This window comes from Streptomyces sp. BA2, from assembly GCF_009769735.1.
Classification (GTDB): domain Bacteria; phylum Actinomycetota; class Actinomycetes; order Streptomycetales; family Streptomycetaceae; genus Streptomyces.
Genome location: NZ_WSRO01000002.1, coordinates 3,651,561 through 3,677,670, shown reverse-complemented (window position 1 = coordinate 3,677,670; position 26,110 = coordinate 3,651,561). Strand labels below are relative to the sequence as shown.

Sequence of the window (26,110 nt, the reverse complement as noted above, 5' to 3'; positions counted from 1 at the left end):
CAGGGCCGTGTTCAGGGCCCCGTTCAGGGCCGTTCAGGGCCACTTCCGGCGCTCTCACCGCTCTCAGGCCTCCGGGCCGCCGCCGCCACTCGCACCGGCCCCGCGCAGGAGATCCCGCCCGAACTCGACCATCTTCTTCGCGTAGTCCTCGGTCCACTGCGCGCGCTCGGCGATCGCGGCGGGCGTCAGCCGGTCGAAGCGCCGGGGGTCGGCTAGCTGGGCCGCCGCGATCGCCTGGAACTCGACCGAACGGTCCGTGGCGGCACGGAAGGCGTGGGTCAGCTCGGTGGCGCGGGCCAGGAGCTCCCGGGGGTCCTCCATCGACTCCAGGTCGAAGAAGTGCTCCGGGTCGGCGACGGCTTCCGCGGGCTCGAAGAGCAGGGGCGCGGGTCGTAGACGCCGCTCGGTCCGGCTCCGCTCGGGCTCCGCCATGGTTCTTCCTCCTCGTACGGTTTCCGGCCGTGGGGCCGTCTTCCATTCTCCCTTGCCGCGCAAGGGGGCCGGGTGCCTGGCGGTCTAGGGGCGCCATTCCACCCGGTGCTCGGCGAGGCGGGCGAGCACTGCGTGGTTCGCTTCCCAGCCATCTGGGCTGTTTCTCTTGGCCGCCTCCGGCGGCGTGCCGGACTCCGTCCGGCGTTTGGGGTGGTGTGCCCGCGGGTTCACGGGCGCCATTCCACCCGGTGCTCGGCGAGGCGGGCGAGCACTGCGTGGTTCGCTTCCCAGCCATCTGGGAACTTCACCGTGACTCCCAGCTGGACCGGTTCCGTCGACGGGTGGTCGTCGAGGAGTTCGCTGACGCCCGCTCGGCAGATCACGATGCACGCGTGGCGGTGGCGGGACGCCAGGACGCAGAGGCGGCCCGTCTCCAGGTGGAACGCGGTGGCGTCCGGGCGGCCGGAGAGCGGGTGCAGGACCACCGTCACGTCGAACTCGCGGCCCTGGAGCCGGTTGGCCGTATCCACCGTGACGTCCCTTACGCCCATGTCCGCGAGGATCGCCCGCACCGCCGCCGCCTGGTCGCGGTGGGCGGTGCCGACGGCGATCCGGTCGGCCGTCAGGGGAGTGGGGTCCGGGCCGCGCTCCGACGTGGCCGCGCCGCCGCGGTCGAGGAGGCGCCGGACGACCTGGGCCACCGCGCGTACGGCCTCGGGGTCGGTGCGCGGCGTGTTCCGCGCGGGCAGTTCGAGCAGGCCCCAGCCCGACTCCGCCGCCTCGTCGATCACCCGGTCCGGGCCCGAGCCGTCGGACGGCACACCGAAGTCGAGCCGCCTGTCGCCGTGGTCCGTGCCGCTGCGGAAGGGCGTGTACGGATAGAACGCGGCCGAGACCAGCGGGGCCGCCGACGCCGGGAGCCGCCAGGACACCGGCAGGCGGTGCTGGGGCAGCTCGGGGTTGTGCGCGAGCAGGGTCGTCACGGCGCTCGCCGAAGGGTCGTACGCGAGACCGGCCCACTGGTCGGCGCCCACGATCGAGAACGGGTCGAGCTGGCCGGGGTCGCCCACGAACAGGGCCCGCTCGAAGAGCCCGGCCACCGCGAGCAGCGCGTCCGAGCGCATTTGGTACGCCTCGTCCACGATCGCGTGCCGCCAGGGCGCGTCGAGCTTGGTGACGTCGACGTGCGCCCACTTCGCCGCGGTCGACACGACGACGTCGAGCCCCGCGAGGTCGGCGGCCTTCGTGGACGTACGGACGAAGGGCAGGTCGTCGAGCGCCTTGTCGTACGCGTCCGGGTCGCTGCTGTGCAGACGGCCGATCGGCAGCTCGGGGTCCTTCTCGGCGAGGCGCAGGACCAGGTCGTCGACCTGCGCGTTCGTCTGCGCGATCACCATCAACGGGCGCCCTGCGGCGGCCAGTTCGCGGGCCGCGCGGACCACGAGGGTCGACTTGCCCGCGCCGGGCGGCGAGTCGACGACGACACCGCGGTGCGCGCCGTGCAGCGTGTCGTGCAGGATCGCGTCCGTGGCGCGGCCTGCCGCCGCGCCGGGGTCGAACGACGCGCGGTCGAAGGGGGCGGTCGGACTCACAGGGTGTCCTCCGGCGTCACGGGGTCAGGGCGCTCGGCGGCGTCGCCCGGCGGGCCGCCGTGGGTCCAGGGAGTCGCCTCGGGGTCGGGGAGCTTGGGGCCGCCGCGCTGCTCGTGCTCGAAGAGCGTCCAGCAGATCCGGTCGCCCTTCTCCGGCACGGAGCCGGGTTCGGGCTCCTTGCCGCGGCCCATCTTGTCGGTGATGCGCAGGACGACAGAAGCGCCGCCACCCCCGGCCTCGTACGTCACGAACTCGGCTGTCTGCGGCTTGCCTTGGAGCGAGCGGTACACCTTCGCGCGCTCGGCCAGGTGCGGGTGGTCGTCCGTGCGGACGGTGACCAGGGGGCGGGGGCTCGGGCGCTTGCTCTCGCTGTACGCCATGACCACCTCGGTCACCTCGCCCGCGAAGGCCTCGCCCGCGAGCCGGCGGCCCGCCATCACCAGGGGGTCGTCGAGTGCTTCCTGGGCGTCGAGCCTGGCCTGCTCGCGCTCGCGCGTGGCCAGCTTGTTCGCCGACGTCACCGCGTCGTCGACGCGGGGCTGCGGGGGTTCGCCCGCCGTGACGCGGTCGCGGTGGCCGGTGAACGACCAGCGGTCGCGGGTCCAGCGGTCGGTGGCGTGCGGTGCCTCCGGGAGCGTGCAGAGCGCGTCGAGACCGCGCCACACCGCGTCCCAGGTGGGGCGGGTCCTGCTCTCGATCAGGGAACGGATCTCCCGCTCGGCCGCGGCCAGTTCGGCGAGACGGGTGTCCGCCTGGATGCCGTCCTCGGCACCGGCGAGGGTGCCGCGCGCGCGGTCGTAGCGCTCGATGGCCGGGGCGAGGAGGTGGTTGTCGAACGCCGGATCCGTGGCGGGGCCCGCGGGCGGACAGAGCAGCTGGCCGCCTTCGTCCCGCGCCAGCTCGGCGCGGAGCGCGGCGTCGGCCCCGGATGTGCCTTCCGGGGCCTCGATCCAGGCGAGCAGGGCGCCGAGATGCTGGTCTTCGAGGCTGCTCTGCCCGGTGGCCCAGTGCCGGGAGAGCAGCTCGGTCATGGCGACGAGGAGGGAGGAGCCCGGGACGCGGGCCCGCTCCCCGAAGTGGGTCAGCCAGCGGCCGAGGAGGGGGACGCGGGGCGGGGCGGGATACGGGGTCTCCGGGTCCTGCTCGGCGGTGCGGCGGAAACGGGTGGAGCGGCCGATGAGCCGTACGAAGTCGATGCCGGCGCGGCTCGGGACGATCAACTGCGGTGCGTCCGCGCAGAGTTCGACCTCCACCTTGACGCGCTTGCCGGTCTCCGGGTCCGTCTCGCTGCGCTCCGCCGCCTCGACGTCGTCCGTGAACGAGTCGACGTACTCCAGGACGGTGTCCGCGAGTTGGGCCAGGAAGGTGAAGCGGAGGTCGCGGTCGCGGGGCTGCGGTACGACGAGGATGCGGGGCGAGGTGCGCTCGGTCCCGACGAGGGCGCCGAGGGGAGCGCCTGCCTCGCCGGCGGTGATGAGGGGGACGAGGACGAGGGGGCGCTGGGAGAGGTGGCGGTGGCGCACGGTCGCCCTCGGCTGGGCGCGGCCGGTGGCCACCGCCTCCAGACGGGCGAGGTTGTCGATCAGTGACACCGGTCCGTCCCTCCCGGCGGGTTGTGGGTTCTTTTCCCGCCGCTTCGCGGCGGATTCTCCCCACCTGCCCACCCGATTACCCGGCGACATCCGCTTACTGAAGGGCTGGCCGGTGGGTGGTTGGGTGTGAAGGGAACGGCAGCCGCAGGGCGCCGGTGTGAGCGGCGGTGGTGCGTGCCGGGCGACCGCGTCGCAGTGGCGCTCAGCACGGCGTGCCCCCCGCCGTATGCCCGCCCGAGGCGCCCGCGCCAGACAATGCCTCGGCCCGCAGCGCCGCCGCCCGCCGAAGCGCCGCCACCGCCGGGTCCGCAGGGTCGCCCGAGGCTCCGGTCGCCGCGGAGAGAACCCCCGCGACCGTCGTCAGGCCGCCCAGCTCGCCCCGCACCGAACGCCCCAGGGACGTCACAGCGCCCTCCTCGCGGGAGCGCTCGCGGCAGTGGAAGGCCAGTTCGCAGGCGGCCAGGCACTCGGGGGCGTACGTCGCGGGGACCGACTCGACCGCCGCCGTCAGCTCGGCCGCGGGGCGGTTCACGTCGAAGGTGGTGCCCTCCGGGAGTGCTGCCGCGATGTCCTCGATGCGGGTCAGGCGCGCCAACTGGCGCCTCGTCACCGAGATTTGTTTGCGCACGTCGATCGCCGACGCGGTGGGGAGGTTCGAGAAGTCCTTGGGGCAGACCAGGAGCACGTGGTGCCGGATGTGGGGCGCGGGGTCCATGTGCGCCGCCACCCGCTCCAGGGCCAGGGCGTACACCGCGGCCTGGCGCGCCGCCGCGCCCACCTTCGCCGCGTCCGCCGAACCGTCGATCATCGGGAAGGACTTGATCTCGACGACCGTCCAGCTGCCGTCGGGATGGACCACCACCGCGTCCGGTTCGAGGAAGGCGGGCGTCCCGGCCACGTCAAGGGCCAGCATGGGGTGGTCCAGGAGGGTCCAGCCCTCCGTCGGCGTCGCCTCGCGCAGCGCCAGCGAGGTGCGGGCCGCGCGGCCTTCGGGCCCCACCGCGGCGAGGTCGGGGACGGACGACTCGCCCGGCACGGGCTCCGGGCCGCCTCCCGTCCTGCCGTGCACCAGACGCAGCAGCTCCGCGCCGCCGTCGGCCTTGACCTTCGCCTCGAAGGCATTGCCCCGCATGAACGCGAACTGCGACTGACCGAAGGGTGCGGGGGAGCCGAGCGACCGCGCCAGCGTCGTCTTGTCCACGCCCGCGCCGTCGAGCAGCGCCCGCCTCTGGCAGCCCGGATTCGCGGCGAGGGCCGCGAGCGCGCGGGCGTCGAGCGGTGACGCGGGGACGTCGGGGCCGCGCAGCTCAGCGAGCCGCTGTCTTAGTGCTGTCCCCCGCTTCGGCGGGGCGGGCACTCGGCTCGGCGCCTGGCTCGGCAGGCCGCTTGCGCGGCCGGGGAATTCGCTCACCCGTCGAAGTCTGGCACCCGCCACTGACAATTGAGGACTCTGGGGCGGATGAGGCCGACGGCGAGCCCGCTAGGGACACCGGCCTCGACCCGGCCACCGTCCCCGACGAAGGTCGCGCGGCACCGAACGGGAGTTTGACGCTCGCCTTCACCCGGTCCGCGATCCGCAGCACCGGCCGTACGAGGAGCAGTCCGACGCCCATCACCACGGCGCCCGCGACCGCGTCGAGGAAGTAGTGGTTCGCGGTGCCCATCACGACGATCGTGGTGATCAGGGGGTAGGCCACCGCCGCGGTCCTGACCAGCGGCGAACGGCCGTGACGCCACAGTATGACCCCGCACCACAGCGCCCACCCCACGTGCAGGCTCGGCATCGCCGCGTACTGGTTGGTCATGCCGCCGAGCCCGCGCGGCGCACTCGCCTCGCCGCCCCACCAGCCGAAGTCGCTGTACTGCGCCATGGTGTCGACGAAGCCGTACCCCTCGCTCAGCAGGCGGGGCGGGCAGGTCGGCAGGAGCGTGAAGCCGATCAGGCCGATCATGGTGGAGGTCATCAGCCACGCGCGTGCGGCGCGGTAGTGGACCGCGCGGCTGCGGAAGAGCCAGACGAGGACCACGGGCGTCACCAGGTAGTGCAGCGACGCGTACCAGAAGTCGGCGGGGACGCCTATCCAGGAGTGGTCGGTGAAGAGACGGTTCAGCGGGTGCTCTGCGTTGAGGCTCAGGAGCTTCTCGACGTGGAGTATGTCCAGGCCGTTGTCGACGGCGTCGGCCACGTCACCGCGGACCAGCAGGCGTCCCGCCGAGTACGCGGCGTACACCAGCACGATCAGCGGCAGCTCCGTCCACCAGCGAAGCCGGAGCCCGCCTATGCCCCTGGTGCCCGGAGCGTGGGTCTGCGGCATCCGGTCGGTCCCCCATCTGTCTTTGGTCATGCGGTGTTCGCCGCCGCATCACTTTACGGCGCACGCGAAAGCCCGCTGAGGCGGTCCCCGGTCGTCTTAGACGCAGAGATCGACGAGCGGGTTGCTCCTCGCGGGCACGAGTGATCGCGACATGGCGCGTGAGTGATGATGCAGGGTACGGACAGTCGCCTGTCCACAGAATTCGCTCTATGACAGCTGATGGTCCTGATGGTCTCTACCGATGGCTGTCGGCTCGGAAAGGCTCGACATGGCACCGCGCATCCTGCTGGCCCGACACGGACAGACGGAGTGGTCCCTGTCCGGGAAGCACACCGGCAGGACGGACGTCCCGCTCCTGGAAGAGGGCCGGGTCGGCGCGAAGCTCCTGGGCGAGCGCCTGCACCGCGCCCCCTTCGACGGCCTCCCGGACGCCGAGGTGCGCACCAGCCCCCTCGCGCGTGCGCGGGAGACCTGCGAGATCGCCGGCTTCGGAGACCGTGCCACCACCTGGGACACGCTCATGGAGTGGGACTACGGCTCCTACGAGGGGATGACCCCGGCCGACATCCAGGGCGTACGCCCCGGCTGGTTCATCTGGCGCGACGGCGTCCCCAGGGGCGAGACCCTGGAGCAGATCACCGCGCGCGCGGACGAGGTGGTGGCCTGGGCCCGCAGCGCGGACCGCGATGTCCTGGTCTTCGCGCACGGGCACATCCTGCGCTCCATCGGCGCACGCTGGCTGGGCCTCGGCGTCGACTTCGCCGCCCGCGTCCGCCTCAACCCGACCTCGATCTCGACCCTGGGCTGGGCCTACGGCGAACCGGCCATCGAGTCGTGGAACGACACCGGGCACCTGGCGTAGCCGCCAGGGGCGCAGGGCCGCCCCGGACGCGTACGGCTGTCTACACGGCCCGCGGCAAGGAAGCATGCCGCTCCAGGAAGCCGCACACCCCCGAGGCCCGTCGGTGCGGAAGCAGCACCCGGGCCGTCGTGGCGAGCATCGACTGGATGCGCGACGACTGCACCTCGTCCAGGAGCCCGAGCACGCGCATGCCCGCCGTCGCCGCCTCGTCGGGGCGGCCCGCGCGGGCCAGGTCGTCGGCGAGCTCCGCGGTGTAGAGGGCGATGTTGCGGGTGAACTGCGGGGTCTGCGCCGACGCGATGCCCGCCGCGCGCCGTGCGTGCCGGGCGGCCCGCCCCCAGTCACCGAGCGCCGACCAGCACTGTGCCTCGAGGACCTCAAGCTCGGCGGGGCCGTAGAAGGTCATCCACTCCGGGTCGGCGTCCGTGGGACCCCGGTCGAAGAGGGCGTGCGCGCGGGTCAGTGACCGTTCGCAGCCGGCCCGGTCGCCGAGCCCCGCCCAGCCCCCGGCCTCCCGCAGCGCGAGGAGCGAGAGCAGCCGCGGCGACGAGAGATGCCGGGCCGCCCGCGTCGCCGCCTGGGACGCGCGCACCGCCTCCCTGGGCCGCCCGGCGTCGCGTGCCAGGAAGGCCGTGTTGCAGAAGGCGTGCGCCTCCAGGGCCGGATCGCCGGCCATCCGGGCCGTCGCGAGAGCCTCGGCGTAGTGCGAGCGCGCGTCGTCGAAGCGGCCCGAGTCGTGCGCCAACCAGCCCACGGAGATGGACAGTTCCCCGGCGCCCGTGTAGAGCCGGTCCGCCACAGGCTGCCGGGTGGTGCCCGCGTCGAGCAGGGCGTAGGCGGTCCGCAGCGGGGCGGCAGCGCGTCGGTACAGGCCGTCGGCGCCGTGCCGGTCGTCGAGCAACCGGATCCTGCGCACGGCCTCCTCGACCGCGCTCGCCTCGGCCTCGCCCGCCCGGCCGCCGTGCTGTGCGGTGGCCTCGGCCGGGCTCGCTTCCGCGAGTCCGAAGGGCCCCAGAGAGGCGGCGGCCACGGTGGCCGTTCCGCTCATGAATGCGCGACGCCGCACGTCGATCTCCTCGTGACTCTGGATCTCGTACGGGTCGCACTCGTTCAGTTCGGGGCCCAGCGGCCCGGACGGGGGAGACTCATACAGCTGGATCGTGGTGTGTGATGCGGGCGCTTCGGACTCGGCGCGCGCCCCCCGTCCGCGCACTGCGGAGCGGGACGCGAACCCCAGATCCGTCAGCGTCAGGCCGGGGAACATGTGCAGGAACACCCGCTCGTAGGCGTAGTTGGGGCAGCGGATCTCGCCCGCCTCGACGCGCCCGATGTAACGGGCGTCGCAGCTGACGCGCTCACCGATGTCGCGAGCGGCCCGGCGGATCAACGCGGCGAACTCGCCCGGCGAGCGCTGTCCGCGCAGCTGCCGGAAATGAAGGTTCGGTCGTGGGGACGGAGTTGACGATGCCATCGGTGACGACGCCATGGCCTGACCCTCTCGTACGGATCGTGCCGGATTGCGCCGAATCCTGTGGATCCGGCGGTGCTGCCCCTGTTCCGGCGGAGCACGAACGTACCCGCTGTGACGGGGACGGCACGCGGAGTTTGGCTACAAACCGGATATCTCACCCATGATCTGCCATGAAGTGCCATCCTTTGCGGCGGCATTGCGCCGTAGCTGTTGACGCCGTGCCGCGTTGAACCATGAGGAGAGGGAGCGACGCGGCTTCCGCCCTTGCGAGGAGGTCCCCTTGTTGGAGATCGGCGTGGAGAACGGCGAATCGCGGGCGTCGCTGACCACAGCACGGCACCTGCCGACCCAGGACCGCAGCGCACCACCACAGCAGGGAGCCCCGCCCCCGGAACCCCCCGACTTCTGCGATCTCGTCACCGTCCCGGCCCGCCAGGGCCTCGAAGCGGTCGACATCCTGCGCCGCGGGGCGGGCGACGCCGTCGGCCCCGTCCTGCACGACGGGAGCTGCGACACCCTCGGCTTCCTGGTCCCGCCCGGCACCGCCGACGCCTGGGACCTGCCGGGCAGCGCGTGTACGCAGACCTTCGGCCGCGGCATGCGCCTGCCCGCCGAGCCGGAGCCCGTCCCCCCGCCGCCCCCGGTCGCGGGCACCGGCTGGCTGCTGCCCCCCGGCGAGACCGACCCGGTCACCGACCCCGCCGTCCTGCGCGCGGCGCTCGGCCAGGCGGCCCGCACCATCGAGGCCGCCGACAACTGCCGCTGAGCCCTGGGCGAAGCGGTTCTGCAAGGTCATCGGGCCGCGCACTCCGCGTACGCCGATAATGGTCTGATGGCAAGGAACAGGCGGTCCCGGGAAGAGGCGGAAGCCGTCGTCGAGAAGGTGGACGGTGGGCTCGCCGAGCTGATGCCCGACCGGGACAGGCCGCGCGCGTGGACGCTGCTCGTGGACGGCGCCCCGCAGTCCCATGTCGACCTCGACGACCCCGCGTATCTCGACTTCGAGTACCAGCGCAGGCTCGGCCACGTCGCCGACCTGGTCGCGCCGCCCGGCAAACCGGTCCATGCCCTGCACCTCGGCGGCGGCGCCTTCACCCTCGCCCGCTACATAGCCGCGACACGGCCCCGCTCCACCCAGCAGGTCATCGAGCGCGACACGGCGCTCATCCAACTCGTCCGCCGCGAACTGCCGTTGGACCCGCAGGCCCGGGTCAGGGTGCGCGGCACCGACGCCCGCGAAGGCCTCGCGAAGATCGCGGACGGCTGGGCGGACCTCGTCATCGCCGACGTCTTCAGCGGCGCCCGCACCCCCGCCCACCTCACAAGCGCCGAGTTCCTCGGTGACGTACGCAGGGTCCTGAAGCCCGGCGGTCTCTACGCGGCCAATCTCGCCGACGGACCGCCGCTCGCGCATCTGCGCGGCCAGCTCGCCACCGCCGCCACGCTCTTCCCGGAGCTCGCGCTCATCGCCGACCCGGCCGTGCTGCGCGGCAAGCGCTTCGGCAACGCGGTGCTCGTCGGCTCGGACGTGCCGCTGCCGGTCGCCGAGCTGACCCGGCGCAGCGCCGGGGACTCGCATCCGGCACGGGTCGAGCACGGCAGGGCGCTCATCGACTTCAGCGGGGGAGCGGCGGCGGTCACGGACGCGAGCGCGGTGGCGTCACCCGCGCCGCCTCCCTCTGTGTTCCGCTGAACCGACCGGTCAGTAGTCGTTGATCTCCACCGACGGCGCGTGGTCGTGCCAGGTGCAGAACACCGAGACCTTGTCGGCCCCCGCCGTGAATTCCACCCGGATCCAGGTGTCCTGCTTCCACACCTGCACCGACCAGCCCGCCGCCGGGGTCGCCGACACCAGCGTCGCGGAGTCCTTGCCGAGGTCGAAGACGACCCGGCCGCCCTCGGAGGAGTAGCTCTTCACGTTGCCGGGTGCGGAGGCGGGAGCGGAGGGGCTGCTCGGCTTGCCGGTCTTCGTCTTCGACGGCTTGCTCTCGGGGGGTTCGGCCGTCTTCGAGGGCTTCTTCGACTTCGACGGTGAGGGGGACGGCGTCGGGTCAGGGCGGTGCGTGGAGGAGGAGAGCGGCTCGGCGCGGTCGCCGTCGGCCGCGAGCGGAACGGCACGCGGCGGGTCGTAGGCGGTGCCCGCCATGACCGTGTGGACACCCCACCAGGAGAGCGTGACCGCCGCGCCCGTGGCGAGCGACCAAGCCATTGCGTGTATGAGTCCTCTGCGCATCGCGAGCCATACTGCACCACCGGACCCGTCGGCGTCCCAGGAGGACCGTGCTCACTCCTATGGCGTACGGTGCCGCCCATGGCAAGTGTGCTCGTCGTCGAGGATGACCAGTTCGTACGCTCCGCTCTCATCCGGCATCTGACCGAGGCATCGCACACCGTGCGCAGTGTCGGCACTGCCCTTGAGGCGCTGCGCGAGGTGGCCCATTTCCGGTTCGACGTGGTGATCCTGGACCTCGGTCTGCCCGATCTGGACGGTTCCGAAGCGCTGAAGATGCTGCGCGGGATCACCGACGTCCCCGTGATCATCGCCACCGCGCGTGACGACGAGACCGAGATCGTCAGGCTCCTGAACGACGGCGCCGACGACTACCTGACCAAGCCGTTCTCCGTCGAGCACCTCTCGGCCCGGATGGCCGCCGTGCTGCGCCGCTCACGCGTCACGGCGGGCGAGGACCCGCCGAGCCGGGAGCTACGGGTCGGGGGGCTCGCCATCGACCCGCTGCGCCGCCAGGCAGAGCTGGACGGGGCGCGGCTCGATCTGACCCGGCGCGAGTTCGACCTGCTGGCCTTTCTCGCCGGGCGCCCCGGCGTCGTCGTACCCCGTAAGGAGCTGCTCGCCGAGGTGTGGCAGCAGAGTTACGGGGACGACCAGACCATCGACGTACATCTGTCGTGGCTGCGGCGGAAGTTGGGCGAAACGGCCGCGAGGCCGCGTTATCTGCACACGCTGCGGGGTGTCGGCGTCAAGCTGGAGCCACCGCTGTGAGGTGGGCACTCGTCAAGGTGTGCCTGGCCGTCACGACGATGGTCGTGGTCGCCTTCGCGGTGCCGCTCGGCCTTGTCATCCAGGAGATGGCGCGGGACCGTGCCTTCTCGAACGCGGAGCGGCACGCGGCCGGCATGGGCCCCACGCTCTCCATCACCACCGACCGCGATCAGCTGACGCGGGCCGTCGCCACGTCCGAGGCGGGCGGCGAGGGCCGCATGGCCGTGTACGTGCCGCCCATCGACAAGGCGCCCGCCCTGGAGATCGGCGACCGGCGTGCGGACACGCACGCGGTGGAGACCACGCGCAAGGAGGGCCGGGCGCGGACGGCGACGGTCGAGGGCGGCTTCGCGCTGCTCCAGCCGACGGCGCTGAGCTCCGGGCAGATCGCCGTGGTCGAGATCTTCGTGCCCGAGGGCGCGGTCAGCAACGGCGTGACCACGGCGTGGCTGGTGCTCGCGGGCGTCGGCGTCGCGCTGATCATCGGGTCCGTGGCGGTGGCGGACCGTCTGGGCGTACGCATGGTGCAGCCCGCCAAGCGGCTCGTGGGCGCGGCGCAGTCCCTCGGGGAGGGAAAGCTGGGGGCGAGGGTCCAGGAGGAGGGCCCCACGGAACTGCGCCTGGCGGCCGTGGCGTTCAATTCGATGGCGGACCAGGTGGTGCAACTCCTGGCGAACGAGCGGGAGTTGGCGGCGGACCTGTCGCACCGCCTGCGCACTCCGCTGACGGTGCTTCGGCTCAACGCCGCCTCGCTGGGTGACGGCCCTGCGGCCGAGCAGACCCGTATCGCGGTGGAGAAGCTGGAGCGCGAGGTCGACACGATCATCCGCACCGCCCGCGACGCCAAGCCGCAGACCGCCACGGTCGGGCCCGGCGCGGGCTGCGACGCCTCCGAGGTGATCCAGGACCGTATGGCCTTCTGGTCGGCGCTCGCTGAGGACGAGGGGCGCGAGGTGCGGGTCGCGGGGGTGGAGCGGCCGGTGTGGATACCGGTGGCGCGCCCCGAACTGGTCGCATCCCTGGACGCGTTGCTGGGCAACGTCTTCCGGCACACGCGGGAGGGGGCGGCGTTCGCGGTGGACGTGCACAGTGGCGAGGACGCGGTGATCGTCCTGGTGTCGGACGCGGGGGCGGGGATCGCCGATCCCGAGGCCGCGTTGGCGCGGGGCGCGGGGTCGGGGGCCGATGGTTCGACGGGGCTCGGCCTGGACATCGTGCGGCAGCTGGCGGAGTCCACCGGCGGTGATGTCCGTATCGGGCGGTCCGTGCTGGGCGGCACGGAGGTCCGGATCTGGATTCAGCTGGACGGGCGTCGGCCCGTGGCCGGGGGCCGTGGGCATCGGGGTGCTGCTGTACGTCGCCGAAAGCGCAGCCCGAGCCTCCGCTGACGCCCTGATCCGCCGCTTCGCGGCGGATCTTTCCCGCCCACCCACCCGATCACCCCGCATCCAACCGTGCCCCGACCGGAGGCTTCCCGCGCCCGAGATTTCCACCGCGGGGTCATGGGTGGTCGGGCGGGAAAGATCCGCGCGGAGCGCGGGAAGTTAACCACCCCCGATCGCTCCCTTAAGCCCACCCTAAGATCCAAGCCGCCGCCCGCTTTGCCCGCAATGCCGTGCCCTCGCGGGGCTAAGTTGCTGACGCACCCCACCCCCCGCACAGCTAAGGCAGGCACGTGATGAGCAGCACGCATCGGCGCACGGTGAGCACCAAGTCCAAGGTCATAGGCGGCATCGTGGCCGCGGGCCTCGTCGGCGGCGGCGCTTTCCTCTTCTCCGGGACGGCGCTTGCGACCAAGGCGCCCGCGGAGAAGACCCCCGCCAAGGCCGCCGCCCAGGCCAAGTTCGCCCCGTTCGTGGACACTTCGCTCGCCCCCGCGTACGACCTCGTCGACACCGCCACCAAGACCGGCGTGAAGGAGTTCACCCTCGCTTTCATCACCTCCGGCGGCAGCTGCGAGCCCCTCTGGGGCGGCACCACCGGGCTCGACGACGACAAGGTCGCCTCGCAGATCGGTGACCTGCGGGCCAAGGGCGGCGACGTACGCGTGTCCTTCGGCGGCGCGGCGGGCTCGGAGCTCGGCCTCAAGTGCGGCAGCGCCGACGAGCTGGCGAAGGCGTACGGCAAGGTCATCGACAAGTACAAGCTGACGAAGGTCGACTTCGACATCGAGGGCGCCGCGCTTCCCGACACCGCGGCCAACACCCGCCGCGCGCAGGCCATCGCGCAGCTCCAGAAGGAACACGAGGGCCTGGACGTCTCGTTCACGCTGCCCGTCATGCCCGAGGGTCTTACCCAGCCGGGCGTCGACCTCGTCGCCGACGCCAAGAAGAACGGCGTGAAGGTCTCCGCCGTCAACATCATGGCGATGGACTACGGGCCGTCCTACAGCGGTGACATGGGCAAGTACGCCATCGACGCGGCGACCGCCACGCAGAAGCAGATCAAGGGCGCCCTCGACCTGTCCGACGAGGCCGCCTGGAAGGCCGTCGCGGTCACCCCGATGATCGGCGTGAACGACGTCACCACCGAGATATTCAAGGTCGACGACGCCACCGAGCTGGTGAAGTTCGCCGAGGAGAAGGGGCTCGGCTGGCTGGCGATGTGGTCGTCGACCCGCGACAAGGCCTGTGAGGGCGGCGCCAACAACGGCGCGCAGCCGACCTGTTCGTCGATCGAGCAGGAGCCGCTCGCCTTCACGAAGGCGTTCGCCGCCTACAAGTAGCTCCGAGCTCCCCTGAACCACCACCCCCCACGGCGCCCCGACCGGCATCCCCCCACCCGGTCGGGGCGCCCACCTCGTGCCTGAGCTGTCAGTCCACGACGTACTCGCGCGGCAGCTCACCGGTCGACGCGACGCCCGCGTACCAGTGGGCGCTGGACTTCGGGGTGCGGGCCTGCGTCTCGTAGTCGACGTACACCGCGCCGAAGCGCTTGCCGTAGCCGTACGACCATTCGAAGTTGTCCATCAGGGACCAGAGGTAGTAGCCGCGGACGTCGGCGCCGTCCGTGATGGCCCGGCGGACGGCCGCCAAGTGGCCGTGCAGGTAGGCGATGCGCTCCGGGTCGTGGACGCGGCCTTCCGGGTCCGGCTTGTCGTCGTAGGCCGCGCCGTTCTCGGTGACGTACAGCGGGAGGCCTGGCGCCTCCCGGGAGTAGCGCATGATCAGCTCGTGCAGCCCGGTCGGGTCGATGGTCCAGCCCATCTCGGTGCGGTCGCCCGGCGTCTGGTGGAAGGCCACGTCGTCGGCCGCGGGCCACGGGGAGTGCTCACTGGCGCCGTGCCCGTCGGCGCGGGGGTTGCCCGGGTCGTCGTGCGCCGCTGAGACCAGCGCGGGCGTGTAGTAGTTCAGGCCGAGCGCGTCCAGCGGCTGGTGGGCGGCGGCCAGGTCGCCGTCCTGCACGAAGGACCAGTCGGTGACCCGGGCCGTGTCGGTGAGCAGGTCCGCGGGGTAGGCGCCGTGCAGCATCGGGCCGTGGAAGACGCCGTTCGCGAGGTTGTCGATGCGCCGGCGGGCGTCCAAGTCCGCGGGGCTCTGCGAAACCGCCCTGACCACCGAGGAGTTGAGGCTCACCGCCACCCGGGCGCGGGCAGGCAGGGCGGCGCGCAGCGCCTGGGTGCCCAGGCCGTGCGCGAGGTTGAGGTGGTGCGCTGCCTGCAGCGCGGCCGCCGGGTCGGTGCGGCCGGGGGCGTGCACGCCCGAGCCGTAGCCGAGGAAGGCGCTGCACCACGGCTCGTTGAGCGTGATCCACGACTCGACACGGTCGCCGAGGGCTTCGGCGACGAAACCCGCGTACTCGGCGAAGCGGTAGGCGGTCTCCCGTGCCGGCCAGCCGCCCGCGTCCTCCAACTCCTGTGGCAGGTCCCAGTGGTAGAGGGTCAGGGCGGGCTTGATGCCCTTGCCGAGCAGTTCGTCGACGAGCCGCCGGTAGAAGTCGAGCCCGCGCTGGACGGCGGGGCCGCGCCCGGTGGGCTGCACCCGCGACCAGGAGACGGAGAAGCGGTAGGCGTTCAGACCGAGGTCCGCCATGAGGGCCACGTCGTCGCGGTAGCGGTGGTAGTGCTCGACGGCCACGTCACCGGTGTCGCCGTCGGCCGTCCTGCCGGGCGTGTGACTGAAGGTGTCCCAGATGGAGGGGGTGCGGCCGTCTTCACGTACGGCGCCCTCGATCTGGTACGCGGACGTGGCGGCACCCCAGAGGAAATCGGCCGGAAAGGCGAGGGATTCAGGCATGGAAGCGCTCCCATGGGTGGGGTAAGAGGACAGGGGAAGAGAGAGGCGGGTGCCGGGGCCGAGGCGGCGGCCCGGCCCCGGCACCCGGCAGTGCGGCGGGCGGGAAGGGCCTCAGCCCTTGACGGCGCCCTGCATGATGCCGCTCACGATCTGCTTGCCGAAGAGGATGAACGCCAGGAGCAGCGGCAGTGTGCCGAGCAGGGCGCCCGCCATGATGACCGCCCGGTCCGGGATGTAGCCCGTACCGAGGGAGTTGAGCGCCACCTGCACGGTGGGGTTCGACTGGTTCAGCGCGATGATCGGCCAGAGGAAGTCGTTCCAGGCCATGACGAACGTAAGCAGCCCGAGCACCGCCATCGCGGGCCGCGCGGCGGGGAACACCACGTGCCAGATGATCCGCAGACTGCTCGCCCCGTCCATCCGCGCCGCCTCGATGAGCTCGCTCGGCAGCGCCTGAAGGAGGTACTGCCGCATGAAGAACACACCGAAGGCGCTCACGAACGTCGGCAGGATCACCGCCTGGAGCTGATTGGTCCACTGCAGGTCGGCGATCCACAGATAGAGCGGTACGACACTCAGCTGCGGCGGCACCATCATCGTGCCGATCGTAAGGAGGAGCAGCAGACCGCTGAACTTGAACTTCAGCTTGGCGAAGGCGAATCCGGCGATCGTGGAGAACAGGACGGTGCCGATGGTGATGCTGCCCGCCACGATCGTGGTGTTGAGCATCGCGTCACCGAGGCTCGCCTCGGTCCAGGCCCGCTCCATGTTCTTGAAGAGGTTCCCGCCGAACCACAGGGGCGGCGGGGTCTGGGCGAGCCGCCCGCTCGTACGGGACGCGGCGATCGCCGTCCAGATCAGCGGGGCCAGCGAGACGGCCGTGAACAGCGCGAGGACGACGTAGGTCACGGGCCCCGCGTGCATGGTGCGCCCGGCCTTCAGGCCCAGGGGACGCCCGGCCTTGGGCGCGGGAGGTCCGCCCTCGGGCGCGGGGCGCCCGGCCTCGGGGGCCATGGTGCCGGACTTCATTGGGCCTTCCTCAGACGTCGGGCGATCAGCAGATTGACCGCGGCGATGAGCAGCAGGATCACGAGCATCAGCCAGGCGACGGCCGAGGCCCGGCCCAGATGGCCGTTGATCCAGCCCTGGTCGTACAGATAGAGACCCAGCGTCTGGAACTGGTGGTCGGCGCCGCCCTTGGACCCGGCCGTGCCGCCGAACAGCAGTGGCTCACCGAAGAGTTGGGTCGCCCCGATGGTGGAGACGACGACCGTGAACAGGATCGTCGGACGCAGCATCGGGATGGTCACGTGCCGGAACTGCTGCCAGCGCGACGCGCCGTCCAGCGAGGCCGACTCGTACAGGTCGTGCGGCACGGCCTGCATCGCCGCCAGATAGATCAGCGCGTTGTAGCCGGTCCACCGCCAGATGACGATCGACGACACCGCGAACTGCGAACCCCACGACGACTCACGCCAGTTGATCGGGTCGATGCCGATGGACCCGGCCAGCCAGTTGACCATGCCGCCGTCCCACGCGAAGAGCAGCGTGAAGACCAGCGAGGCACTCGCCACCGACGTGGCGTACGGAGCGAGCATCGCGACCCGCCACAGAGTGGAGCCGCGCAGCTTGTAGTTGAGCAGATGGGCGATGCCGAGCGCGACGGCGAGCTGGGGGACGGTGGAGATGACGCCGATGGTGAAGGTGTTGCCGAGCGCGTTCCAGAAGTAGTCGCTCTGCAGCAGGTTGGTGTAGTTCTCCAGGCCGATCCAGGTGCTGCCGTCGAGGTCGGTCAGCGACAGGCGGTGCAGCGATGCCCAGCCCGTGTAGAGCAGCGGGAAGAGCCCGAAGGCGCCGAAGAAGAGGAAGAACGGGGCGACGAAGACGTACGGCGACGCCTTTATGTCCCAGCGGTACAGGCGGCTGCGCCACGAGGACGTGGGGGAGGCCGTGCGCCTCCCGGACGCGGCCGGGGCCGCGTCCCCCTCACCGGGGGACGCGGTCTCGGCGTACTCAGCGGTCTCGGACATGCGCGTCACTGTCCCAGAACATCCTTGATCTCCTCCTGAGCGGCCTTCCAGCCCTCCGCCGGAGACTTGCCCTGTTGCTCCACCTGGAGCACACCGATGTCCGTGATGGACTGGCCGATCTGGGCGTCCTTCAGGCCGTAGACGGCCGCGGGGGTGTTCTTCGCGATGTCGGCGAAGATCTCCGTGATGGGCGCGTCATTGAAGTACGCCTTGGTCGCCGGCGACGGCTTCAGCGTGTCGTACGCCGACGGGGTGGACGGGAAGCTGGCCTGCTTGGCGAAGACCTTCGCGAGCTGCTCGGGCTGGGTCAGCCAGACGGCGAGCTCGGTCGCCTCCTTCTTGTGCTTGCCCGCGCTCGGCACGCCGAGGAACGTGCCGCCCCAGTTGCCGTCCGTGGGCGCCTTGGCCATGTCCCACTGGCCCTTGCCCTCCGGCCCTGTCTTCTCCTGGATGTAGCCGGCCATCCACGCGGGGCAGGCCACGGTGGCGAACTTGGCGTTGGCGAAGCCCTGGTCCCACGTCGGGTCGAACTGCTTGAGCTTGGAGGACATGTCGCCCCGCGCGACCTTCATCGCCGCGTCCCAGGCGTCCTTGCGGCCCTGGCTGTCCTGGTAGATCTCCTTGCCGCCCTTGTCGTAGTACCGCTCTTTCGCACCGGCGAAGACGGCGTTGTAGACACTGGAGGCGGAGTCGACGAACTTGGTGCCATCGGGGGCCTTGTCCATGTACTTCTCGCCGAGCGCGACGTACTTGTCCCAGTCGCCGGCCCACTCCTTGGCGAGCTCCTCGCGGTCGGTGGGCAGACCGGCCTTCTTGAAGAGGTCCTTGCGGTAACACAGCGCCGTCGGGCCGATGTCGACGCCGAGGCCGACGGTCTTGCCGTCCTCGGTCGTGGCCTGCTTCCACTTCCAGTCGAGGTACGTGGACTTGTCCACGCCCTCGGCCTTGCTCAGGTCCTCGAACTTGGCGCCCTGGGTCTGCACGACCTCGGTGATGTTGCTGACTTCGATGGCGGCGACGTCATTGACACCCGCGCCGGACTGGAGCTGGGTGAGCAGCTTCGGGTAGTAGGCGTCGTTGCGCTCGATGACGTTCTCTTTGATCTTGATGTTCGGGTGCGACTTCTCGTACTCGTCGTAGAGACCTGCCTGCTTCAGGCCCAGCACACCGAACGTGCCCACATTGAGCGTGACCTTGCCGTCTCCGCCCTCGGAGCCGCTGTCGTCATCGCTGGAACAACCGGCCAGCAGGCCCGTGGCCAGTGCGGTCACGGCCGCGAAGGCCACCAGCCGTCGTGGTCGGCGGGAACTCGTGCGCATTGCGTCCTCCTGTTGCCTGACGTGCCGACCCCCCGGCCAACTGCACTTCTTGCCCCGTTGCTTGACTCTTCGGCTCGGGCGGGGAACGTGCGGGATGTGTACGTGTCAGGTAGTGTGGGAGCGCTCCCACAAGTGATGAGTTGAAGAGTCGTGGCTGGGGGCGGGGGTGTCAAGGGACCGGACATAGAGATATGTCTTCAGTTATCGGGCTGTTACGAGGGCGGTCACGCCGTCCCCCGGGGTGCTCGCACGTTCGGCCCATCCGCCCGGTGATGATCAGGCTGTTACATTCCCTACATTCCTCGCCGGGGGAAGTGCGACGGGAGGCGGACGATGGCAGCTCACAGTGCGCGTGGCCGCAGTGGCGGGCGACCGACCCTGGAAGAGGTCGCCGCGAGGGCCGGAGTGGGCCGCGGGACGGTCTCCCGGGTGATCAACGGCTCGCCGCGGGTGAGCGAGGCGACCAGGACGGCCGTCGAGGCCGCCGTCGCGGAGCTCGGTTACGTCCCGAACACCGCGGCCCGAGCCCTCGCCGCCAACCGCACCGACGCCATCGCCCTGGTCGTGCCCGAGCCCGAGACCCGCTTCTTCGCCGAGCCGTACTTCTCCGACGTCCTGCGCGGAGTCGGGGCGGAGCTCAGCGAGACGGAGATGCAGCTCCTTCTGATCTTCGCCGGGAACGACCGCAGGCGGCAGCGCCTCGCCCAGTACCTCGCGGCCCACCGGGTCGACGGTGTCCTCCTGGTCTCGGTCCACGCCGACGACCCGCTGCCGGACCTCCTTGCCCAGCTGGAGATCCCCGCGGTCATCAGCGGCCGCCGGTCGGCCGACGAGGCGCTGCCCTCGGTCGACTCCGACAACTTCGCCGGGGCGCACTCGGCGGTCGAGCACCTCCTGACACGCGGCCGTACGCGGATAGCCACCATCACCGGCCGCCTGGACGTCTACGGCGCCCAGCGCCGCCTTGACGGCTACCGCGCCGCGCTCTCGGACGCGGGCCGCCCGGTGGACGAGCGACTCATCGCGCCGGGCGACTTCACGGAGGAGGGTGGCCGCCGGGCGATGACGGAGCTGCTTGCGGCCTGCCCCGAGGTGGACGCGGTGTTCGCGGGTTCCGACGTGATGGCGGCGGGCGCCCGCCAGGTCCTGCGCGAGGCCGGGCGCCGGATACCCGACGACGTGGCGCTCGTCGGCTTCGACGACTCGGCGATCGCCCGCCACATGGACCCGCCGCTGACGAGCGTGCGCCAGCCGATCGAGGAGATGGGCCGGGCGATGATCGACCTGCTGCTCGCCGAGATCGCGGACGACCGCCCGGCGTCCGCCCGCCGCCTGGAGCACCGCCAACTGGTGCTGCCTACCGAGCTGGTGGAGCGGGCGTCGTCCTGAGGCCGGACGGACCCCTTCGTCTTACCCCGACCCCCGACCCCCGACCCGCCACCCCCGACCCGCCACCCCCGGAACACAGCTGCCCCTCCCAGGCGTTGTACCGGACGTACCGGACAAGGGACAAAGGCGAGGGGCGCCCATGTCGTACGACCCATTCGGCACCGCCTACCCCACGCCGCGGCCGGCGCCCGAACAGCGCTGGAGCGGCGCCAAGACGGCCGGCGTCGTCATGCTCGCCTGGCTGACCCTGCTCTGGCTCCTTGAGGTGCTCGACGCGGTGAGCGGCCATGCCCTCGACACCTTCGGTGTCTCCCCGCGTGACCTGGGCGAGCTCCGCGATGTCATCCCCTCGGCCTTCCTGCACTTCGGCTTCGACCACCTGCTGGCGAACAGCGTGCCGCTGCTCATCCTCGGCTTCCTCGCCGCGCTGTCCGGGATACGCCGCTTCGCCGCGGTCGTAGCGGTGATCATCCTCGTCAGTGGCCTGGGGGTCTGGCTCACGGCCCCGGCGCACTCCGTGACGGCCGGGGCGTCCGGCGTGGTCTTCGGCCTCTTCGGCTATCTGCTGGTTCGCGGGTTCGTGAACCACCGTCCCGTGGACGTGCTGACAGGCGTGCTCGTCCTCGCGCTGTACGGTTCGATCCTCCTGGGCGCGCTGCCGACGACAGCGGGGGTGAGTTGGCAGGGGCACCTGTTCGGCCTGCTCGGCGGAGTGGCGGCGGCGTTCCTGTTCCGGCACGGGCCCCGACAGGACTTTCCCGCGACCCCTTGACATGGGGTATATGCGGAGGAAACTGGTCAATACACCAGAAATCCGGGAGAACCGCACCGTCGGTGGAGACGTTCACCGGCAAGAGATTCCCGCAGGCTCTGGCCAGGCCCCCGAAGCCCCTCGCTACCGGAGCCTCAGTGACGACTGAGGTAGATGGCAACGGTGAGGACTCCGGGGACTGTTTTGTGAGGACGGACGGGCCGCCGACGCGGGAGGCAACCGACGGCCCTTGCGCCCGCGCCCCGTGCCGACACGGGCCACACGAAGCGCCACACGCACTCTGCACCCGGCCCGCGTGAGTGGGAAGGGTGTGCGCTGAACGGAGAAGGCCCGGCCCGCTTTCGCGAGGCCGGGCCTTGGTCCTGTCTGGCTCAGCTGTTGACGCAGGTGTTGCCGGACGCGGCATTGAGGAGCCCGATGACGTCGATCGAGTTGCCGCAGACGTTGACGGGCACGTGGACTGGCACCTGGATGGCGTTGCCGCTGAGGATGCCGGGCGAGTTCTTTGCCACGCCCACCGCGCTGGCGCCGGAGCCCCCGCCGGGGGAGGGGTTGGCGGCGGCTGCTCCGGCTCCGCCGATGACGGTGGCCGTGGCGAGGGCGACGGTGGCGAAGATCGTGCGCAGACGCATGGGGAACCTCCTGGTGAGGAAACGGGGATCTCGGGTGTGAGGTCTCACCGATCCGGCGCGCAGATAAAACGATCATGGCCCGTCTGCCGGTACGGAGTCGTCCGTACGTGGGACAACGGCCGCCGACAGCGCTGGGAACCCGCTGGCCAGCGGGTGCACAGTCGCATCCGCGGTGGTACGGGCGCAGGATGGAGATAGTGGAGCGGGGCCGGCGAGTGGACTTGGCGGCTCCGAACGCCGAACGCCGAATGCCGAACGCGCAAGCCGGAAGGGGGTGCGACGCCATGTCCCAGTTCATGGACGTCCACCACGGGATGAAGGACATCACGGCCGATCAGCTGAAGCAGGCTCACCAGGCGGACCTCGCCATCGAGAAGGAAGAAGGCGTCCACTTCAAGAAGGCATGGGCGGACCCGGACTCCGGGACGGTCTACTGCCTCTCCGAGGCGCCATCGGCCGACGCGGTCCAACGCATCCACGAGCGTGCCGGCCACCGGGCCGACGAGGTCCACCCCGTCCCCCTGACCGTCTGACGGCCTGACGGCCTGAACCACGCACGGACATGAAGAAGGCCCGGTCCGCTTTCGCGGACCGGGCCTTGATCAATCAGGGTGAGTGACGGGACTTGAACCCGCGGCCACCTGGACCACAACCAGGTGCTCTACCAACTGAGCTACACCCACCATGTCCGGTCGTTTTGCGTTCTTCCGACCGGCCGAGAAAAAGTGTACAGGGTCCGAAGGGGTGCTCGCGCACGCCTTTTCCGGACCCCGTACAGAGGGGTTCCGCGGAGGCTACTCCGCGGGCAGCACGTACTTCGCCGCGATGGTTTTCGCGGTGTCCGAGTCCGGGCCCGGCTGCGGAACGAAGATCGCCTCGCGGTAGTAGCGGAGCTCGGCGATCGACTCGCGGATGTCCGCGAGTGCCCGGTGGTTGCCGTTCTTGTCCGGGCTGTTGAAGTAGGCCCGGGGGTACCACCGCCGGGCCAGTTCCTTGATCGAGGAGACGTCGACGATGCGGTAGTGGAGAAACTCCTCCAGTGTCTGCATATCGCGCAGCAGGAAGCCCCGGTCGGTGCCGACCGAGTTCCCGCAGAGCGGAGCCTTGCGGGGCTCCTTGACGTGCTCACGTACGTACGCCAGGACCTGCTCCTCGGCGTCGGCCAGCGTCGTGCCCGACGCCAGCTCGTCGAGGAGCCCCGAGGCGGTGTGCATTTTGCGCACCACCTCGGGCATGGTCTCCAGCGCCGCGTCCGGCGGGCGGATCACGATGTCCACACCTTCGCCGAGCACGTTCAGTTCCGAGTCGGTGACCAGTGCGGCCACCTCGATAAGTGCGTCATCCGTCAGCGAGAGCCCGGTCATCTCGCAGTCGATCCACACCATGCGATCGTTCATGCGTCTTACCCTACGGCGCGCTCCTCTGGCCGGGCAGTGGCGGACGTCCTGGCGCGTACACATCCGAGCTTGGCTTCCCCGGCTCCGCGGACAGCGAAGCCGAAGGGCCGATGGCACTCGCCGCCGCCGTGCGCCGTGTCTGCGACGGGACAGGTCCGCTCTCCGTGTTCACCGTCGCCGCGGTGGGCACGGGCGGCGCGGATTCCAGCATCGCCCGCTCACCCCCCTGCGGCCTGCGGGCGCGGTAAGCGGCCCGGTAGGCGGCGGGCGACGAGCCCAGCTGACGGCGGAAGTGGCCGCGCAGGGCCACGGGCGAGCGGAAGCCGCAGCGGCCCGCGACCTCGTCGACGGAGTAGTCGGAGGTCTCGAGCAGCCGCTGTGCCTGCAGCACGCGCTGAGTGATCAGCCACTGCAGGGGAGCGCTCCCGGTGAGCGAGCGGAACCTGCGGTCGAAGGTGCGCCTGCTCATGTACGCGCGCGCGGCCAGGGTCTCCACGTCGAACTGCTCGTGGAGATGTTCCAGGGCCCAGGCGACGACCTCGGCGAGCGGGTCGGCGCCGATCTCCTCAGGTAAAGACCTGTCGAGATAGCGCTCCTGGCCGCCGGCCCTGCGCGGAGGCACGACGAGCCTGCGGGCGAGCGCGCCCGCCGCTTCGTTGCCGTGGTCGGTGCGCACGATGTGCAGGCACAGATCAATTCCGGCCGCGGTCCCCGCGCTGGTGAGCACGTCCCCGTCGTCGACGAAGAGCTCACGCGGGTCCACATGGACGGACGGATACCGCTTGGCCAGCGTCGGCGCGTACATCCAGTGCGTGGTCGCCGGACGGCCGTCGAGCAGACCGGCCGCCGCGAGCACGAACGCACCGGTGCACAGGCCCACGATGCGTGCGCCCTCCTCGTGCGCGCGGCGCAGCGCGTCGAGTGCCTCCGGCGGCGGCGGTGATGTGATCGACCGCCAGGCCGGCACCACCACGGTGCCCGCACGCCCTATGGCCTCCAGGCCATGTGGCGCGGTGAGTTCGAGCCCCCCGGTCGTGCGCAGCGGCCCCTCTTCACCGGCGCAGACCAGCAGCCGGTAACGGGGGACCCCGGCGTCCTGCCGATCGATCCCGAACACGGAGAGCGGTATGGAACTCTCGAAGATGGGGCCACCGCTGAACAGCAGCACCGCGACAATCTCCCTGCGGCGGCGTCCGGAAAGCTTCCGCGACGCGGCTTCTTGCACGGCAGTGGAGTCGTGGCTCATGGTGCTAAGCCCCCCTCGGTCGTCGCGGCTCCCTGTTCTTGGCGTGCTCTGTTTTCTCTGCGTGTGCTGCGAGTTCTGCGTTCTCGGCGCTCTTGGCGTTCCTGTCGGACCTGTCGCTCCTGCACGTTTCCCCTCGGTCCTCCACCAGTCCCCCGCCGTAATACAGTCATGATCGAATCTACTGCGTCCCGTGCTGCCGGGGTGACCAGTTAAGGACCCGGCACTATGTCGACATGGCAACTTGGCGTGAAGCAGTCGATCACGAAGCGTTGCACTCACGGGCGTTGCTGGGAAGTGCGCCTCGGCTCCGTGGCCGGTCCCCGTAGGGTTCAGGCGCCTTCCGCATGCCTTTCAGCCCTGGTGGGACCGGGGTTGAGTACCCCTTCGGCCAAGGAATGCATGGCCATAGGAAGTTGGCTGAAAAGATACGGGTGGGTGCGCGCGAATCGGTCAGTCCTCCGGCGCAGACCCACCAGCATGCCGACCGCCCCTGTGCGCCCCCGCGCCCGTCCGCCCGTGCCGCCCGCGGCGCTCGTGGCTCTGCTCGTCGACCAGCCGTGCCGCGCCCCGCTCGGACTGCCGCAGAAGCAGCCGGCAGACCCCTGTCACGGCCAGGAGCCCGAGGGCCGATCCCGCGGCTCCCGCCAGGGAGGTCCCGTACCCCACGAGGATGACGGGAACCAGGACGCAGCTGAACGCGGCCCAGCGGACGACGTCGCTCGCGGAGTCCTGCGCGGATGAGGGTGGCGTCTCCTCGGCGCGCGGCGCGGGGACGCCGCCGCGCGGGCGCTCGCGCGCCCCTTCCGGCGGGCGCCGGTGGCCCTGCGGCGTGGCGTGTGAGGTCGTCGTGACGTGTGAGGACACGGGCTGCGGTCCAGGCACGGCGGGCTCCCTGTGGCGGTGGCGTATCCACGTTCAACGCGTGGTCGCGCGGCCGGTCACTGGCGTGAACCTTGTGGCCGAAGGCAGTCCACGCGGGTGGGTGCGCAAACCGCCTGTACGGGGCAGCAACCATTGCCATACGGGCGCCGCTCATGCATGCTCCGGTGAACGCCGTGAGGCTCCCGCAGGGCCGCTAGCAAGCTCTGGGCAGGAGAGGAGTGTCGCCGTACCCTTGGGGGTATGGGGTTGGGAAGATGATTCCCGGACACAGCTCCGGTGGTCGCCGCTCCTCCTCGTCCCTGCCCGATCCTGTCCGTTCTGCTCCATACTGCGCCGTACGACCCGAACAGAGCCGACCCTCCCACAGAGGACTCCTTCGCCGAGACACCCATGGCCGGTCACGAATTCTCCGAACCAGCGGACCGCAAGCGGCAGGTCGCCGATCCCACGGCGACCCCCCAGGCGGCGGAAGAACCACGTCATTCCTGCGATCCGGCCTTCCGGCACGGGGTCGTCGTCGGTTTCGACGGCTCGACCTCGAGTGAGCGCGCTCTCTCGTACGCGATCGGGATGGCCCATCGCTCCGGCTCCGGCCTGATCATCGTGCACGTCGCCAACCGGCTCCCCACCACGGTGTGGGCGGGCTGCGAGCCACCGGTCTTCGTCGACGTGCCGGACCACCGCACGGAAGTACTCGGCCTCGAACTGGCCTGTGCGGACTATCTGTCCGAAGTGCCGTGGATCCTGGTCGAGCGCGGCGGCGACATCTGCCACGAACTCGAAGAGGTCGGCCGGGAGTACTCGGCGGACGCGATCGTCGTCGGATCGACGCACGGGATCGTGGGGCGCATCTTCGGCTCGGTCGCGGGCCGGCTCGCGCGCCGCGCGCAACGGCCCGTCGTGGTCATTCCGTAACGCCTTTTCGTCCCAGGTGGGGTGAGGG

Annotated in this window: 24 protein-coding genes, 1 tRNA gene and 1 pseudogene; 10 read left to right on the top strand and 16 right to left on the bottom strand. The window is 71.0% G+C overall.

Going from position 1 to position 26,110, the window contains the following annotated elements; all coding sequences use genetic code 11:
* Positions 1-63: 63 nt before the first annotated feature.
* The 5 genes from E5671_RS19185 to E5671_RS19165 form a co-directional block, all read right to left on the bottom strand.
* Positions 64-432: a hypothetical protein gene (locus E5671_RS19185; RefSeq protein WP_160505192.1), complete on the bottom strand. Its 369-nt coding sequence runs from the start codon at positions 430-432 to the stop codon at positions 64-66.
* A gap of 227 nt (positions 433-659) precedes the next feature.
* The gene (locus E5671_RS19180) at positions 660-2,024 is read right to left on the bottom strand and encodes an AAA domain-containing protein (protein WP_160505191.1); all 1,365 of its coding nucleotides are present in this window, start codon (positions 2,022-2,024) and stop codon (positions 660-662) included.
* Positions 2,021-3,616 (bottom strand): hypothetical protein, encoded by a 1,596-nt coding sequence (locus E5671_RS19175; RefSeq protein ID WP_160505190.1) that lies wholly within the window; start codon positions 3,614-3,616, stop codon positions 2,021-2,023. Before E5671_RS19175 ends, E5671_RS19180 begins: the two co-directional genes overlap by 4 nt.
* A gap of 202 nt (positions 3,617-3,818) precedes the next feature.
* Positions 3,819-4,973: a hypothetical protein gene (locus E5671_RS19170; protein ID WP_160510282.1), complete on the bottom strand. Its 1,155-nt coding sequence runs from the start codon at positions 4,971-4,973 to the stop codon at positions 3,819-3,821.
* Positions 4,924-5,931 (bottom strand): phosphatase PAP2 family protein, encoded by a 1,008-nt coding sequence (locus E5671_RS19165; RefSeq protein WP_160510281.1) that lies wholly within the window; start codon positions 5,929-5,931, stop codon positions 4,924-4,926. Before E5671_RS19165 ends, E5671_RS19170 begins: the two co-directional genes overlap by 50 nt.
* A gap of 268 nt (positions 5,932-6,199) precedes the next feature.
* Between E5671_RS19165 and E5671_RS19160 the strand changes: the two genes are divergently transcribed.
* Entirely contained in the window at positions 6,200-6,793 is a 594-nt protein-coding gene (locus tag E5671_RS19160) for a histidine phosphatase family protein (protein ID WP_160505189.1), read from the top strand.
* A 40-nt stretch (positions 6,794-6,833) separates the two neighbouring features.
* Here E5671_RS19160 and E5671_RS19155 read toward each other — a convergent pair whose 3' ends face one another.
* A complete protein-coding gene (locus E5671_RS19155; protein WP_160505188.1) occupies positions 6,834-8,279 on the bottom strand; it encodes a tetratricopeptide repeat protein in 1,446 nt (481 codons plus the stop codon).
* A gap of 265 nt (positions 8,280-8,544) precedes the next feature.
* On the opposite strand from E5671_RS19155, the gene E5671_RS19150 reads away from it, so the two are divergent.
* Together E5671_RS19150 and E5671_RS19145 are read left to right on the top strand one after the other, a co-directional pair.
* Entirely contained in the window at positions 8,545-9,030 is a 486-nt protein-coding gene (locus E5671_RS19150) for a hypothetical protein (protein WP_160505187.1), read from the top strand.
* Positions 9,031-9,096: 66 nt separating this feature from the next.
* The gene (locus E5671_RS19145; RefSeq protein ID WP_160505186.1) at positions 9,097-9,957 is read left to right on the top strand and encodes a spermidine synthase; all 861 of its coding nucleotides are present in this window, start codon (positions 9,097-9,099) and stop codon (positions 9,955-9,957) included.
* A gap of 9 nt (positions 9,958-9,966) precedes the next feature.
* On the opposite strand, the gene E5671_RS19140 is transcribed toward E5671_RS19145, so the two are convergent.
* The gene (locus tag E5671_RS19140; protein WP_160505185.1) at positions 9,967-10,497 is read right to left on the bottom strand and encodes a hypothetical protein; all 531 of its coding nucleotides are present in this window, start codon (positions 10,495-10,497) and stop codon (positions 9,967-9,969) included.
* A 78-nt stretch (positions 10,498-10,575) separates the two neighbouring features.
* Here E5671_RS19140 and E5671_RS19135 point away from each other — a divergent pair, with 78 nt between their 5' ends.
* From E5671_RS19135 to E5671_RS19125, 3 genes and pseudogenes are all read left to right on the top strand, one after another.
* Entirely contained in the window at positions 10,576-11,265 is a 690-nt protein-coding gene (locus tag E5671_RS19135) for a response regulator transcription factor (RefSeq protein ID WP_160505184.1), read from the top strand.
* Positions 11,262-12,653, top strand: a complete 1,392-nt coding sequence (locus tag E5671_RS19130; RefSeq protein ID WP_160505183.1) for an ATP-binding protein — start codon at positions 11,262-11,264, stop codon at positions 12,651-12,653. Before E5671_RS19135 ends, E5671_RS19130 begins: the two co-directional genes overlap by 4 nt.
* A 392-nt stretch (positions 12,654-13,045) precedes the next feature.
* A pseudogene (locus E5671_RS19125) lies at positions 13,046-13,990 on the top strand (chitinase); the annotation flags it as partial.
* A gap of 88 nt (positions 13,991-14,078) precedes the next feature.
* Here the strand turns inward: E5671_RS19125 and E5671_RS19120 are convergent.
* From E5671_RS19120 to E5671_RS19105, 4 genes are all read right to left on the bottom strand, one after another.
* Positions 14,079-15,500, bottom strand: coding sequence for a GH1 family beta-glucosidase (locus E5671_RS19120; protein WP_160505181.1), 1,422 nt, complete (start codon positions 15,498-15,500; stop codon positions 14,079-14,081).
* A 111-nt stretch (positions 15,501-15,611) separates the two neighbouring features.
* Positions 15,612-16,529, bottom strand: a complete 918-nt coding sequence (locus tag E5671_RS19115) for a carbohydrate ABC transporter permease (RefSeq protein WP_443032654.1) — start codon at positions 16,527-16,529, stop codon at positions 15,612-15,614.
* The gene (locus E5671_RS19110; RefSeq protein ID WP_160505180.1) at positions 16,526-17,530 is read right to left on the bottom strand and encodes a carbohydrate ABC transporter permease; all 1,005 of its coding nucleotides are present in this window, start codon (positions 17,528-17,530) and stop codon (positions 16,526-16,528) included. Before E5671_RS19110 ends, E5671_RS19115 begins: the two co-directional genes overlap by 4 nt.
* Positions 17,531-17,535: 5 nt before the next feature.
* Complete coding sequence (locus E5671_RS19105) at positions 17,536-18,849, bottom strand: ABC transporter substrate-binding protein (protein WP_160505179.1); 1,314 nt, start codon at positions 18,847-18,849, stop codon at positions 17,536-17,538.
* A 333-nt stretch (positions 18,850-19,182) separates the two neighbouring features.
* Here E5671_RS19105 and E5671_RS19100 point away from each other — a divergent pair, with 333 nt between their 5' ends.
* Complete coding sequence (locus E5671_RS19100) at positions 19,183-20,238, top strand: LacI family DNA-binding transcriptional regulator (RefSeq protein WP_160505178.1); 1,056 nt, start codon at positions 19,183-19,185, stop codon at positions 20,236-20,238.
* Between the two features lie 229 nt (positions 20,239-20,467).
* Entirely contained in the window at positions 20,468-21,010 is a 543-nt protein-coding gene (locus E5671_RS19095) for a rhomboid family intramembrane serine protease (protein ID WP_237330635.1), read from the top strand.
* 371 nt (positions 21,011-21,381) lie between these two features.
* On the opposite strand, the gene E5671_RS19090 is transcribed toward E5671_RS19095, so the two are convergent.
* Entirely contained in the window at positions 21,382-21,642 is a 261-nt protein-coding gene (locus E5671_RS19090; RefSeq protein WP_160505176.1) for a chaplin, read from the bottom strand.
* Positions 21,643-21,926: 284 nt separating this feature from the next.
* On the opposite strand from E5671_RS19090, the gene E5671_RS19085 reads away from it, so the two are divergent.
* Complete coding sequence (locus E5671_RS19085) at positions 21,927-22,175, top strand: SCO4226 family nickel-binding protein (protein ID WP_160505175.1); 249 nt, start codon at positions 21,927-21,929, stop codon at positions 22,173-22,175.
* 77 nt (positions 22,176-22,252) lie between these two features.
* Here the strand turns inward: E5671_RS19085 and E5671_RS19080 are convergent.
* From E5671_RS19080 to E5671_RS19065, 4 genes are all read right to left on the bottom strand, one after another.
* Positions 22,253-22,325, bottom strand: a tRNA-His gene (locus tag E5671_RS19080).
* A gap of 111 nt (positions 22,326-22,436) precedes the next feature.
* A complete protein-coding gene (gene orn, locus E5671_RS19075; protein WP_160505174.1) occupies positions 22,437-23,039 on the bottom strand; it encodes an oligoribonuclease in 603 nt (200 codons plus the stop codon).
* Between the two features lie 10 nt (positions 23,040-23,049).
* Complete coding sequence (locus tag E5671_RS19070; RefSeq protein ID WP_160505173.1) at positions 23,050-24,285, bottom strand: GlxA family transcriptional regulator; 1,236 nt, start codon at positions 24,283-24,285, stop codon at positions 23,050-23,052.
* A gap of 450 nt (positions 24,286-24,735) precedes the next feature.
* Positions 24,736-25,149 (bottom strand): hypothetical protein, encoded by a 414-nt coding sequence (locus E5671_RS19065; protein WP_443032791.1) that lies wholly within the window; start codon positions 25,147-25,149, stop codon positions 24,736-24,738.
* Positions 25,150-25,557: 408 nt separating this feature from the next.
* Here E5671_RS19065 and E5671_RS19060 point away from each other — a divergent pair, with 408 nt between their 5' ends.
* Complete coding sequence (locus tag E5671_RS19060) at positions 25,558-26,082, top strand: universal stress protein (protein WP_160505172.1); 525 nt, start codon at positions 25,558-25,560, stop codon at positions 26,080-26,082.
* Positions 26,083-26,110: the final 28 nt, after the last annotated feature.

Bases quoted from the DNA above. Each gene is read 5' to 3' on its own strand.
- E5671_RS19185 (WP_160505192.1), bottom strand. From the start codon at position 432: ATGGCGGAGCCCGAGCGGAGCCGGACCGAGCGGCGTCTACGACCCGCG.
- E5671_RS19165 (WP_160510281.1), bottom strand. From the start codon at position 5,931: ATGCCGCAGACCCACGCTCCGGGCACCAGGGGCATAGGCGGGCTCCGG.
- E5671_RS19160 (WP_160505189.1), top strand. From the start codon at position 6,200: ATGGCACCGCGCATCCTGCTGGCCCGACACGGACAGACGGAGTGGTCC.
- E5671_RS19155 (WP_160505188.1), bottom strand. From the start codon at position 8,279: ATGGCGTCGTCACCGATGGCATCGTCAACTCCGTCCCCACGACCGAAC.
- E5671_RS19145 (WP_160505186.1), top strand. From the start codon at position 9,097: ATGGCAAGGAACAGGCGGTCCCGGGAAGAGGCGGAAGCCGTCGTCGAG.
- E5671_RS19140 (WP_160505185.1), bottom strand. From the start codon at position 10,497: ATGCGCAGAGGACTCATACACGCAATGGCTTGGTCGCTCGCCACGGGC.
- E5671_RS19135 (WP_160505184.1), top strand. From the start codon at position 10,576: ATGGCAAGTGTGCTCGTCGTCGAGGATGACCAGTTCGTACGCTCCGCT.
- E5671_RS19120 (WP_160505181.1), bottom strand. From the start codon at position 15,500: ATGCCTGAATCCCTCGCCTTTCCGGCCGATTTCCTCTGGGGTGCCGCC.
- E5671_RS19115 (WP_443032654.1), bottom strand. From the start codon at position 16,529: ATGAAGTCCGGCACCATGGCCCCCGAGGCCGGGCGCCCCGCGCCCGAG.
- E5671_RS19110 (WP_160505180.1), bottom strand. From the start codon at position 17,530: ATGTCCGAGACCGCTGAGTACGCCGAGACCGCGTCCCCCGGTGAGGGG.
- E5671_RS19105 (WP_160505179.1), bottom strand. From the start codon at position 18,849: ATGCGCACGAGTTCCCGCCGACCACGACGGCTGGTGGCCTTCGCGGCC.
- E5671_RS19100 (WP_160505178.1), top strand. From the start codon at position 19,183: ATGGCAGCTCACAGTGCGCGTGGCCGCAGTGGCGGGCGACCGACCCTG.
- E5671_RS19095 (WP_237330635.1), top strand. From the start codon at position 20,468: ATGCTCGCCTGGCTGACCCTGCTCTGGCTCCTTGAGGTGCTCGACGCG.
- E5671_RS19090 (WP_160505176.1), bottom strand. From the start codon at position 21,642: ATGCGTCTGCGCACGATCTTCGCCACCGTCGCCCTCGCCACGGCCACC.
- E5671_RS19085 (WP_160505175.1), top strand. From the start codon at position 21,927: ATGTCCCAGTTCATGGACGTCCACCACGGGATGAAGGACATCACGGCC.
- orn (WP_160505174.1), bottom strand. From the start codon at position 23,039: ATGAACGATCGCATGGTGTGGATCGACTGCGAGATGACCGGGCTCTCG.
- E5671_RS19070 (WP_160505173.1), bottom strand. From the start codon at position 24,285: ATGAGCCACGACTCCACTGCCGTGCAAGAAGCCGCGTCGCGGAAGCTT.
- E5671_RS19060 (WP_160505172.1), top strand. From the start codon at position 25,558: ATGGCCGGTCACGAATTCTCCGAACCAGCGGACCGCAAGCGGCAGGTC.